Below are 12,758 nucleotides of genomic sequence, written 5' to 3' on the forward strand. Positions count from 1 at the left end.
TTCACCGGGGTGAGCACCGATCGTGGGGCACCTGGAGGGGTGAGCATAAAGCGGGCCGCCTCCACCGAGTGGCACATCATATCGTTGAGTACGCCGCCTCCCTGCAGTGTGCCCTCCCAGAACCAGGGCATATGCGGACCGCTGTGCTCCTCCGCAGCCCGGGCAAGGTAGGGGCGCCCGGCTATCGCCGCCCCGCGCGTCCAGATGATCTGCTTGCCCCTGACCACTGCCGGAGAAAAAACCTGATTCTCTAGGTAACCGTCCAGCAACCCCGCCTTTCTGGCCAAGTCGCGCATCTTGCGCGCCTCGGCAACCGTGCGGCCCAAAGGCTTTTCGCACGCCACACCGATGAGCTCCCCTTTGCCGGTCTCGATGGCGTGCGCGATTTCTTCCATCACCTCCAGCCGTGCGTAGTTAGGAATGCAGATCCAAATGGCGTGAATGCCAGGGTCAGCTACCATCTCGGTGATGCTCTTGTACGGTTTTGCCTCCCCGACACGCAGCTTCCTGGCTAACGTGGCCGCCGCCTGCGCCGTCTTGCGGTTTTTGTCCACAATGCCCACGATGTCGGCATCGCGCACCCCCACCCATGACCTGATGTGGAAACTCCCCACAAATCCGCCCCCAACGATTCCGACCCCAAGCCGCGTTGCTTCCATACGCTCACCTCACTTTCTGCTACACCTTCATGCGCTCGCTGGGGCTTTGCCTCTTTCCCGCTCTTCGCGGAAGAAGAGCACAAAAGCCAGCGCGCAGAGGATGGTCAGCGCACAGGGGACGATGAACACCATCCGCCAGTTGGTCACTCCTTCCACCGTGAATGTGTCCTTGATCCAGCCAGCAAACAGGCTCCCCAAGAAGCGCCCAAGACCCAGGGCAATGATGGCAATCAAGCTCTGCGCTGAGGCGCGGATGTCCTTGGGCGCTACTTTGTCCACGTAGATGAACGCAGCCGTGAAAAAGAACACGTAGCAGAACCCGTGGAGCGCCAAGGAGGCGATCACCAGCCAGGCCGGTTTTCCGATGGCGAAGATGATGTACCGCACCGGCCAGGCAAGCGCGCCAATAGCTAAGGTGTTCCGCATGCCGTATTTCTCCAAGAAGACCGCGAGGAGAAAGGCCATGACGAATATCTCTGCCACTTGGGCAATGGTCATCACCGCGGAAATGGACTTGGCCGGCAGACCAATCACCGGCGACTGCAAGAAGGGCGCAGTGAGGATGTAGTAGAACTCTAACTCGGTGGCGACCACGAAGGTGATGGTGACAAAGACCAAGAAGTTCTTCTCCCGCAGCATCTTGAGCGCCTCCAGGAAGGCGAAGGGGTTGACGCCCTCCTTTTTCGGCGGCGTGTGTGGAAGGCTAAAGGCCTGCAGCCCCATAATCAGGGAAAAGATCCCGGCCAAGAAAAGGGTGTCGCCGCGCAGCATCACGCTCTGCCCGGCGTAGCGCCAGGCGGCCAGCAGCCACCCGGCGGCGATCCAGCCGATGGTCCCCCACACGCGAATGCCGCCGAACTCCTTCTCGGAGCTCTTCAGGTTGATCATGGCGATGGAGTTGGTAATGGCCAACGTCGGCGCATAGAGCAAGCAGTAGAAGAACATCAGCGGCAGCAGGGTGCCGTAGGAGGTGATGCGCGACATGACGATCAGGACCACGCCGCCCGCCAATTGCAGGAGGGCGATCACCTTTTCGGAGGCAAGCCAGCGGTCGGCAACCTGCCCGCCCAGAAACGGCGCCACGATTGTTGCCAGGGGCAACACTGCATAGATCCACCCCACCTGCACGCCGGTGAACCCCAAGGTGTTCAACAGGTACTCGGAAAGCACCGGCGCCCACGCCCCCCAGATGGCGTACTGCAGAAACATCATGATGCCGAGTCTCGTCTTTGTCGACATGGAACCCTCCGCTCTGCTCAGTCAGAGTGCCGTGGTCAGCCTATCAGACAATTCTCCGCTTGACCGGATCCCAGTAGACCTTGCGCCCCTCCAAGTACGATTTGGTCGCCATGTGGCAGGTGATGGCCTCCTCAAAGCCGCGTTCGATGTTGCAGCTTGGCTGTCCACCGTTGCGGATGCAGTCCAGCCACTCCTTGATGTGCAAGTGAGTCACATCCACCCGCTTGCCCTCGCGGTAGGTGTAGAGCAGCCCGCGGGAGGCAAAGTACTGCTCGCTGGCCGAGGTGACCGCGTCGAGCCCCTTGGCGCCCGGGTGATAGGTGAAGAGCGGCAGTGACGGGTCGATGATGCCCTGTTCCAGCTTTTTCTTGAAGCGCGTGGACTCCCAGTCCACGGTGACGGTGAGCACGCCGCCCACTTCCATGGCCGCATCGTGCCCCATAAAGACCTTGCCCCGGTTGCGATTGCTGGCCAATGTGGCGCTGTAGATGAGCGTCAGGTTGCGCTCCGGGTACTCAAACACAACGTGGAACACGTCGGGCACATCCCGGCCATCCTTGTAGAAGTAGATACCGCCTGAGGCTACGGCCGAGTGGGGGATGCCCAGGTCCAGGATCTGGTTCACCGCGTCGTACTCATGCGAGAGCAAATCGCCGGATAGCCCCGTGCCATAGTCGAACCAGCAGCGCCAGCGGAAAAACCGCTCCAGGCTGAACGGCACCTTGTGCGGCGCCGGCCCCTGGAACTGCTCCCAGTCGATGGTTTGCGGGCTCCCGTCCTTGTGGATTTCATAGACCCATGCCCCTCCAGGCGAATTGCGGTTGGTGGTGGTCTCCACCAGGGTGATAGGTCCCAGCAGGCCCTTTTGCACGATTTCTCGCGCCTTGGCGTGCGTCTCCTGCTGCCGGTTTTGGTGGCCGAGCTGGAAGACGACGCCGCTGCGCGTGATTGCCTGGTGGAGGCGGTACACCTCCTCTTCGGTGCGGGTCATGCACTTTTCCAGGTAGACGTGCTTGCCCGCCTCTGCGGCGTCGATGGCCATCTGCGCGTGCCAATGGTCAGGCGTGGCGATGATGACAGCATCTACGTCCTTGCTGGCCAGGAGCTCCTGGTAGTGGCGGTAGCGCTTGGCGGCGGTCAGGGGTGGGCCGCCGGGTCTGACCTCGTTTTTGGAGGCTGCCAGGCCCCGCTCGGCGCGCACGTCAAACACATCGCACACCGCGGTGAGGGCCACATTGAGGTCCTCCTGCTTGAGCCAGTCCTCCAGCCATTTGTCCAGCTTATTCTGCTGCGCGTCCTTGCGCTTACTCTCCACCCAGTCCGGGTGGGCAAAGCCGGCGGCACGAATCAGGTCTTCGCCGCGCCCGCCAAAGCCGATGATGCCCAAGCGGATAAGCTCGCCGGCCTTCTTGCCGGTGGTCTTCGGCAGCACTGCGGGCGCTTCGCCCAGGCCTAGTTCGGAGAGAATCTCCTTGCGCCGAAGCTCATCTAAGGAGCGCTTTTTCAGGAGCCCATAGGCGAACAGGCCCAGCACCGGCACCGAGGCCAGCCCCTTGAGCACCTCGCGCCTGCCGATGCCCTTGCGCCCCTTCTCCGTAGTCTTACCTCTACGTGCACTGTCTTCAGCCATGGAACGATCTCCTCTCGTCATGCATGTTGCGGGTCAAATGACCGCGGCGGGCCGAACAGCAACCGGTCCAGCCCAATGATCCTGCCCGTGGGGAAGAGCGCTAACAGCACCAGCGCGCAGAACTCGATGAGGTTTTTGTTCACGATGAGGTAGCTCCCCTCACTTGGCGCGCTGTACTTGAAGCCCACCATCGGCGGGTTGCACAGGTAGTACAGGAGCAGAAGTACGGCGCCAGCAATGGCTGCCGGCCTCGTCAGACACCCTAAGATTAACCCCAAGCCGATGGCGATTAAGCCATAGATGTTCAGCCAATCCACGATGCGCAGCGCCGTGGGATTGGCCACGATGGAGGTGAAAAAACCGGCAAGGAAGCCCTTTGCTTCCAGAAGGTAGCCTGAGGAGGACCAGTACGGGTTCAGCAGCTTGGCCACCCCTTCGTACAGAAAGTGCCAGCCGATGAGGATACGCAGGGCGACTAGTACACCCAGCTGCCAGCCAGAGCAGGTCATCCTCTCGCGTTGTGATGTGTGCTGTGCCATGAGTTCCTCGCAGCTATGTGAAAGGTGTGAATCTGTGCGCCATCGCGGGCCAAGGGGGTGGGTGGCAAGACGGGCGAGGTGGGGCCTGTGCGCATCTGTGGCTCATACGGGCGGCGCGCCCGTGCGCAATGGTCTTGAGCCAGCGTGCGGTATCATGACAGTGCTTTGCCTGTGCCACGTCCTCCCTCCAGAGGTCGCACTCCAAAAGCCACTGGAGCGGCAGACCATGCGCCGCCCGTGCACGCAAGATAAGGAATTTCGCGGTGGAAGTCAAGGGAAAAGATGGAAACGGCAACGAAGCGGTGGTGAAAGACTTCTGTGCCGGTACGATTATGTCCTGACGTGCTCCGCCTCCTCCTGTACCACCCGCCAGGCCAGCTCCACGTCCTCCCAGGTGGTGCGCAGGTTGCCGATGGCAAGGCGCAGGGCATACACGCCTCGGAGCACAGTGTGGGAGAGCATGGTCGTGCCGGTGCGGTTGACCGCGTCGAGCAGGCGCTCGTTGAGCTGATTCACCAGCTCCTCGGGCAGCCCCTGTGGCCGGTAGCGGAAGACCACGGTGCTGAACGGCACCGGCGCCACCAACTCAAAGTCCGGGTGCGCGGAGATCAGTGCGGCAAGGCGCTCGGCAAAGGTCAAGTGCCTGCGTAAAGCTTCTGCCATGCCTTGCGTGCCCAGGGCACGGATGACCATCCAGAGCTTTAGTGCACGGAAGCGCCGCCCCAAAGAGACACCATAGTCCATGAGGTTGGTCACCTGGTCCTGCTCCGCGGTTCGCAGGTACTCAGGCGTCAGGCTGAAGGCCTGGCGCAACACCTCGGGCCTCCTGCAAAAGAGCACGCTGCAGTCGATGGGCGTAAAGAGCCATTTGTGGGGATTGACCACGATGGAATCGGCCTTTTCCCAGCCGGCGAAAAGGTGGCGCTTGTCGCTGAGCACGGCGGCCGCACCGCCATAGGCGGCATCCACATGGAGCCAAATGTCGTGCTGGGCGCAAAGTTCGGCGATTTCGGCCACCGGGTCCACGCTTGTGGTGGATGTGGTGCCAATGGTTGCTACCACGCACACGGGCCGCAGGCCCGCGGCCTTATCAGCGAGGATCGCCTGCTCAAGCGCATGCGCATCCATCCGGAACTCGCGATCGCTGGGAATCTTGCGCAGCCACTGCTGCCCAATGCCCAGCACGATGGCCGCCTTGTCGATGGAGGAGTGGGCCTGATCCGAGGTGTACATGCACAGCCTTGGCAGGTCCGGACGCGCGCTCAGTCCCTGCTCCCGGATGGCCAGGCCGGCTGCCTCGCGCGCCGCGGCCATGGCGCAGAGGCTACTGACCGAGGCGGTGTCGTTGATCACGCCGCGAAACTCCGGCGGAAGACCTAACATCTGCCGCAGCCAATCCAACACCACCTCCTCCAACTCGGTCGCAGCCGGCGAGGTCTTCCAGAGCATGGCGTTCACGTTGAGCGCGCTGGACAAGAGCTCACCGAGAACCCCAGGTGCCGAGCCGGTAATGGCAAAATAGGCAAAAAAGCGAGGATGGTTCCAGTGTGTGATGCCGGTAAAAAGCACGCGCTCAAAGTCGGTCAGGATGTCGGCGAAAGGCTCTCCCTCCGAGGGAGGCGTGGGTGGAAGCTGGGCCTTAATCTGGCCCGGACTCACCGACGAGAGGACCGGATAGTCCCGCAAGCGCTCAAAGTAGGAGGCAATCCAGTCGATGACTTGCTTGCCGTACTGTCGGAACTCCTCCGGCGACCACGCCTCCCCCTCACTTTTTTGGTGAACGCCCATGGACCATTCCTCATAGCTACCAGAAAATTGCGTACAGTGTGGCGGTGAGAGCAATCACAACCCCACCCATGAGGTAGACCCGCGGGTGGTTGCGTGTGTCCAGCCCCGAAACCGGCAACGGCTTGGGGTTTTCCAGCGGCCGCAGTCGAGTGATCACCAGCATGCAGACTGCGAGCACGATGAAGACCAGCGCCATGTGGTGCAGGAAGGCCCAGGAGTTGAAGGCGGCCACCGCGCGGTAGACACCTGGCGCAAAGTGCTTCAGCCCTGGGATGTACCAAATGAAACGTCCGAACCGACAAAAGCCGTACAGCGGCAGGCCGATGAGCATGGCCGCCTTGCCCGCCGCCGGGGGTGCCTTCTTGACCACCAGCCCGACCAAGAACGCGGCAACGATTCCCGGGGAGATGAACCCCCAGATTTCCTGGATGTAGCTGAACACCCCCTTGAACCGGGAAATGATCGGCGCCCATAGGCAGGCCACCACTACAATGACGGTGGTGACCCACCGGCCCACGCGCACCAGTTGCCCTGCCGATGCCTGCGGCCGCAGGTACTTGGCATAGATGTCGATGGTGAAGATCGTCGAGGCGGAATTCAACCCGGAGTTGAAGGTGCTCATCACTGCGCCCGCAAGGGCCGCCAACATGACCCCGCGCAGCTGGGGCGGCAGAATCTTGCTGATCATGTGCGGGTAAGCCTTGTCGGCTACCGTAATCTCGTTGGCAAAAAGTTGGTAGGCCATAATGCCGGGAATAACGATGATGAATGGGATGCAGAGCTTCAAGATCGCCGCGAGCATGATACCTTTCTGCCCTTCGGCCACGCTCTTGGCGCCCAAGGTGCGCTGCGTGATGAACTGGTTAAGGCCCCAGTAGAACAGGTTAGGAATCCACAAGCCCCCTATGAATACCGCCAGCCAGGGCACATCCGGGTCATTCCAGGGCAGGACCACGTGCAGCTTGTGGGCGTTGGCGCTGGCAAAAACCTGCCAGCCGTGCAGCAGGTTCCCCTGACCCAGGAGGCTCATTCCCAATACGGTCACCAGCGCCCCGCCGATGAGCAGCCCGGCACCCTGCAAAAGGTCAGACCAGACCACCGACTTGAGCCCGCCGTAGATCGTGTAACTGCCGGCGATAATGCCGATGAGCCAGATGCCGGTGATGTTGGCCCAGTGCTCAGCGCGCGCTTGCTCCATCCCGAAGTGCTCCACGAACATCCGCGGTATGTCAAAGATGGCATTCAGCGCCACTGCGCCGCTGTAAAGCACCGTCGCCAGCAGCACAATGATGTAGGCGGCCATGATGTAGGTGGCCATGATGGTGCGGGTTGCGACATCATAGCGGTACTCCAAAAACTCGGGCATGGTGTAGATACCGGCCTTGAGGAAGATGGGGAGCAGCCACCATGCCACAATCACCAGCGTGACGGCCGCCATCCACTCGTAGCTGGCGATGGCCAGTCCTACGCGGCCGAATGCAGATCCTGCCATTCCTACAAAGTGCTCAGTAGAAATGTTCGAGGCGATGAGTGAAAAGCCCACTAGGTACCACGTCAACTTGCGACCCGCAAGGAAGTAGTCCTCCGAGGTGCGCTCTCGGCGGCCGGCGTACAGCGAAACCGCCATGACAGTGCCCAGAAAGCCAATGAACACTACGAGGTCAATCCACGTCAGTCCCATCTGGTTCTTTCCTTCGACTGGTGCGTTGTTCTACTGGAAAAGGGGCGCTACGCGCCCGTAGGCATCTTCCCAGGCTGCGCTCTCTTGAGGCCGGTATTCTTTCAGCGGAAAAGAGCGAGCGATAAGGGCGCGGGCCTCTGTGAGCGAACCGATCTGTCCAGTAGCCATCGCCTGGATCGCTACGTTGCCTGCCGCGGTAGCTTCCACCGGCCCGGCCAGCACGGGTATGCCGGTGGCGTCGGCGGTGAACTGATTCAGGAGCTCGTTGCGGGAGCCGCCGCCCACGATGTGCAGCACCTGCGGCTGCTCGCCGGTGATCAGCCGGATTCTCTCCAGCAAGAAACGGTACTTGAGGGCCAAGCTTTCCAGGATACAGCGCACAAACCCACCTTTGCTGTCCGGTATCGCCTGCCCGGTCTTGCGCAGAAAGGCTACGATAGCCTCGGGCATATTTGGCGGATTGAGAAATGAGGGGTCATCAGGGTCTACGAGCGCCCCGAAAGGCTCGGCCTCCCTGGCGAGCGCCACGAGTTCCTCGTAGCTCAGCGATGTGCCCGTCGCCTCCCAGTCGCGCCTGCAGCGTTGCAGCAGCCAGAGCCCCATGGTATTGCGCAGAAAGCGGATGGTGCCGCCAACACCCCCTTCGTTGGTGAAATTCCCTTGAAGGGACTGCTCGCTGATAACCGGTTCCTGGAGCTCGACGCCCAACAGTGACCACGTGCCGGAGCTCAGGTAGGCCCAAGAGCCGCTGCCTGCTGGGACTGCTGCCACGGCACTGGCAGTGTCGTGACTAGCCGGGGCGATTACGTCCACACGCGGCAGGCCAGTGCGCTCGGCCACCTGGGAAGCCAGCGGTCCAACCCGTGTGCCTGGTTTCGTTAAGGGCAGAAAGATGTGCTCCGGAAGTCCCAGTCGGCCGAACAGGGAGGTCTCCCAGGTGCGCGTGCGCGCATTAAGCATCTGGGAAGTGGAGGCGATGGTATACTCGCAGCTCTTTTCACCGGTCATGAAGAAGGTAAATAGGTCCGGCATGAAAAGGAGAGTCCGCGCTTCCGCCAGGCGGTCCGGCTCGGTCCAGGCTGTGCACGCCAGTTGAAAAAGTGAATTGAACTGCATGAATTGGATGCCGGTCAGGCGGTAGAGCTCTTCGCGCGGAACAAGCGCAAAGACCTTCTCCATCATGCCCGCGGTGCGAGCGTCGCGGTAGGCGTAAGGATCGTGGATGAGCTGGTTCTTGTCGTCGAGCAGCCCAAAGTCCACTCCCCACGTGTCTACGCCGATGCCGGAGAGCTCTTTGTGCCCTGCAGCAGCGGCTGCCCCCAGGCCACGCTCCAGTTCGGCTCGTAAATAGTTCATGTCCCAATGCAAATGGCCTTGGCGCGTCACCTGGCGGTTGGCGAAGCGATGCAGCTCATGGAGCTCCATGCTGCGATCGCTCACAACCCCCAGCATGGCTCGCCCGCTCTCCGCGCCAAAGTCGAATGCCAGGTACTTGCGTGCTCCCATCCCTGATTGCGTCTCCTTGTTGTGCTTTGTCACCGGTAGAGCGGGCCAAAGTTCTTGCACGCTCGGAAATCTGCACCTTCCAAGTCTTTGGTGCCGAAGGCGCCCCAGGCGGTGGGCCGGAAAATGCGCTCCCGCGGCACATTGTGCATGGCCACCGGAATGCGCAGCATGGCGGCTAACGTGATCAACCGGTCGCCGATATGTCCAAAGCTGACTGCCCCATGGTTTGCTCCCCAGTGTGCCATCACCGAGTAGACATCGGTGAACGGGCCCTCGCCGGTCAGTACCGGCACAAACCAGGTAGTGGGCCAGGTGGGATTGGTGCGCCGGTCAAGAGTCTGATGCACCTCAAGGGGCAGATCCACTGTGTACCCCTCGGCGATCTGCAGCACGGGGCCCAAGCCGCTCACCAAGTTGAGGCGCGACATGGTCACTGGCATTTCGCCCATGGTGAGAAATTGCGAGGAGAAGCCGCCGCCCCGGAAGTAGCCCAAGTCCGCCGGGCACCACCGCGTGGCATCTAGGCAGGCCTTTGCCTCATCTGGGGTGATTTCCCAGAAAGGCTTGATGGCTGGTTTACCATCGCGTCGTTGCTGGCCACAGCCGTCAAGGCAGGCAGAACCGGAGTTGATGAGGTGGATGATGCCATTTTCGGCGCGGCCTCTGAGTTTCTTACCAGTGACGCGCCGCACCGCAGTCGGGCTCCAGTACGTACGCACGTCGGCAAAGATCTGCGCCGTGTCGGTGAGCAGGTGGCCAAAGAGCATCGCCACCCCGTTGAGGCAGTCGTTTTCGGTGGCCATCAGGTAGGGCTGCCTGATCCCGTTCCAGTCGAACGACGAGTTAAGGATGGCTTCCAAAAAGTCCCCATTAGGGAAGTGGTCCGTCCACTGTCGTTGACCCTGGAAACCCGCGAGCAGGGCGTTGTGCCCAAGGGCCTCCTCGCCGTAGCCCAGCTCTGCAAGGCGCGGGTTACCCACCATCAGGTCGCGGGCGATGATGGTCATCTTTACCACCGTCTCCCACTCCCATTCCTTGCGCTCGCGGTTGTGCCGCCGCTCCGGCGGGTTGGGGTCCTCTCCTTCCTGGCAGTACTTCTTCACCCACGCCAGCGCGCGGGCGAATTCGTCAGGGGCAAAGATCCTTTCTTCGAGTCGGCGGACAAACTCGCTCATATCTACGTGTTCGTAGCGCATGCCCAGGTAGTGGAGCAAAAAGCCGGGGTCGACGATGGAGCCCGCAATGCCCATCGACACGCCGCCCATCGCCAAATAGGAGGTGCCGCGCATGGTAGCGACGGCGAGCGCGGCCTTGGCGAAGCGGAGGAGCTTGTCCGCCACATCATCAGGGATGGTCGTGTCCGCGGCGTCCTGCACGTCGCGGCCGTAAATGGCAAAGGCGGGGAGCCCCAGTTGGTTGTAGCCAGCGAGCGCCGCCGCCAAGTACACCGCGCCTGGCCGCTCTGTGCCATTCAATCCCCAGACCGCTTTTGGGGTCAATGGATCGGTATCCATAACCTCGGTGCCGTAGCACCAGCAAGGGGTGACGGTCAGGGATACTCCCACGCCCTCGCGCGCGAATTTTTCTGCCGCTGCGGCAGCTTCCGCCACGCCCCCTATGCAGGTGTCGGCGATTACGCACTCCACCGGCAGGCCGTTGTAGTGGCGCAAGTTTTCGCTGAGTAGACGCGCCGCATTGCGCGCCATCTGCATGGTCTGGGCCTCCAGCGACTCGCGCACTCCTTGCCGGCGACCATCAATCACGGGCCTAATCCCGATCTTAGGAAGGGCCCCACGCAGGCGATTGTGCGGGGCAACTAGGGGAAAGTCGTTCTTCACTGCCATTGTTCCTGTGTCTCCTTGTGTTTGTGGCTCAGGCGTTCCGCTCTGCTTGTTTCGTGGACTTGATGACGCGCATGGTCTCGCGCGCCACCACAACCTCCTCATTAGTGCGCACCACCAGCGCGGCGATGCGCGAATCGTCAGCGGAAATGATTGGGCCGTGGGCCCGGTTGCGCTCCGGCTCCACTTTCATGCCCAAGAACCCCAGCGATGCCAAGACCTCGGCTCGCAGCTCGGCGTCGCTCTGCCCAATGCCGCCGGCAAAGACGATGGCATCAACCCCTTCGAGAATCACCAGGTATTCCCCAATGTAGCGCTTAACATCGTAGATGAACTTGTTGCGTGCCAGCAAGGCCCGCCTATCCCCGCGTGCGATCGCAGCTTTGATATCCCGCATGTCCTCGGAGACCCCCGAAAGCCCCTTGAGACCGCCATTGGTGCAACACTCCTGCAAAGCCTGGTCCAAAGTGATGCCCTTTTTCTTCATGATGTATGGCAAAACAAACGGGTCCATGTCGCCGATGCGCGTACCCTGGATGAGCCCGGACTGGGGGGTAAAGCCCATAGAAGTGTCAACGGACACGCCATCTTTTATGGCGCACAGGGAGGAGGAGCCGCCTAGGTGGCAGGAGATGATGCGGTGATGCTCAGGGGGAAGATGCAGCAGCCGCACGGTTTCTTGCGCGACAAAGCGGTGGGAGGCGCCGTGGTAACCGTAGCGGCGCACCCCATAGTTGGCAAACCACTCGTAGGGGGCACCGTAGACTTTGGCATAGTCGGGCGCCGAAGTGTGGAACCCTGGCTCAAACACGCCCACCAAAGGAGTCGAGGGCAATAGCTGCCGGAACATGCGGATGGCAGCGAGGTAGGGGGGATTATGCGCCGGTGCCAGCTCGGCAAAGTCCTCCATGGCCTGGAGCACCTCGTCAGTCAAAAGCACCGACCCGCTCAGTTCGCCTGCCTGTACGGTCTTGAAACCTACGCCGTCGATCTCTCTCACACTTCCCAGCACCTGATGCGGCGGGCTAGTCAGGAAGGACAGCGCCTCCTGCACCGCCTCGCGGTGGTTGGCAACCGCCGCGGTCATCCGGGCGACCTGGGCGCCTGCCACCCAGTAGGTAATGGTGGCCTCCGTGGAGCCGATCCTTTCCACATGGCCACGCGCCCGCTCCATTTCGGCGGGCATCTCCAAGAGCTGAAACTTGAGGCTGGTTGAGCCGATGTTGCAGATGATGAGATTCACTGCTGATCCTTTCCTTGGCCTTGTGCAACAGTCAGGGACGATGAAAGAGGACCTCTGCAGGAATGGGTTGCTTTTCTATTCCAGGCCCGGTCCAGAAGACCTGGAGGACGTCGCCTCCTGTCCTTTCAAAAAAGGTGACCGTGATGGGGTGAAACCCTGCTGCCAAGGCGATCGCGCCGCTGCGCTCCAGCGCGCTGTGGAGCCCGTCGTTGTCTACGACCAGTTGCCCGGCGATGGACAGGCTGCTGCCATCGTCGGAAACGGTGAAGAAGCGGTACACGCCATCTCGCGGCACGCGCAGGAAGCCGGTATAGCGAAAGGCAAAGTGCTCGGTTGTGTCTCGCGGGGCAAAGTCGAATCCGGAGACCGTGCCCGATTTGACGGGAGTGAGCGAGTCAAAGTCTGGAAGAGCGTCCCAGACGCCGTGGTAAAAGTCGTAGTGCAACCCGCTGGCAAGGCCGGCAACGCGCGCCGGAGGAAGAGGAGGCACTTTCAAGAAATCCGCCTGGCTGACTGCTGAGAGTGGTTTCTTGCCGCGAAAGCATCGGGCTTTGACCGTGGCTGTCTGGGTTAACCACAGGGCTTCCCCGGCCAGCGGTGACGAGGCAGTAGGGTCGGTCCCGTCGGTAGTA

The 12,758-nt window shown here is 61.5% G+C and carries 10 protein-coding genes; all 10 read right to left on the reverse strand.

Annotated features, from left to right (window positions below; all coding sequences use genetic code 11):
• The coding region (locus ONB25_14305) for a Gfo/Idh/MocA family oxidoreductase (protein ID MDZ7394057.1) at positions 1-659 on the reverse strand (659 nt) is incomplete at its 3' end.
• 27 nt (positions 660-686) lie between these two features.
• Entirely contained in the window at positions 687-1,898 is a 1,212-nt protein-coding gene (locus tag ONB25_14310) for an MFS transporter (protein ID MDZ7394058.1), read from the reverse strand.
• A gap of 43 nt (positions 1,899-1,941) precedes the next feature.
• On the reverse strand, positions 1,942-3,528 hold the full coding sequence (locus tag ONB25_14315; GenBank protein MDZ7394059.1) for a Gfo/Idh/MocA family oxidoreductase: 1,587 nt from the start codon (positions 3,526-3,528) through the stop codon (positions 1,942-1,944).
• A gap of 17 nt (positions 3,529-3,545) precedes the next feature.
• Entirely contained in the window at positions 3,546-4,067 is a 522-nt protein-coding gene (locus ONB25_14320) for a DoxX family protein (GenBank protein ID MDZ7394060.1), read from the reverse strand.
• Positions 4,068-4,397: 330 nt separating this feature from the next.
• On the reverse strand, positions 4,398-5,855 hold the full coding sequence (locus ONB25_14325; protein ID MDZ7394061.1) for a pyridoxal-dependent decarboxylase: 1,458 nt from the start codon (positions 5,853-5,855) through the stop codon (positions 4,398-4,400).
• A gap of 16 nt (positions 5,856-5,871) precedes the next feature.
• Positions 5,872-7,536: a solute:sodium symporter family transporter gene (locus tag ONB25_14330; GenBank protein MDZ7394062.1), complete on the reverse strand. Its 1,665-nt coding sequence runs from the start codon at positions 7,534-7,536 to the stop codon at positions 5,872-5,874.
• A 30-nt stretch (positions 7,537-7,566) separates the two neighbouring features.
• Positions 7,567-9,042, reverse strand: a complete 1,476-nt coding sequence (locus tag ONB25_14335) for a rhamnulokinase (protein MDZ7394063.1) — start codon at positions 9,040-9,042, stop codon at positions 7,567-7,569.
• A 29-nt stretch (positions 9,043-9,071) separates the two neighbouring features.
• Positions 9,072-10,886: an L-fucose isomerase gene (locus ONB25_14340; GenBank protein ID MDZ7394064.1), complete on the reverse strand. Its 1,815-nt coding sequence runs from the start codon at positions 10,884-10,886 to the stop codon at positions 9,072-9,074.
• Positions 10,887-10,914: 28 nt separating this feature from the next.
• Entirely contained in the window at positions 10,915-12,126 is a 1,212-nt protein-coding gene (locus tag ONB25_14345) for an acetate/propionate family kinase (GenBank protein MDZ7394065.1), read from the reverse strand.
• Between the two features lie 31 nt (positions 12,127-12,157).
• On the reverse strand, positions 12,158-12,758 hold a 601-nt coding region (locus ONB25_14350; protein ID MDZ7394066.1), incomplete at its 5' end, for a PA14 domain-containing protein.

The organism is candidate division KSB1 bacterium (assembly GCA_034506335.1).
In the GTDB taxonomy this organism is placed as follows: domain Bacteria; phylum Zhuqueibacterota; class Zhuqueibacteria; order JANLFK01; family Oleimicrobiaceae; genus Oleimicrobium.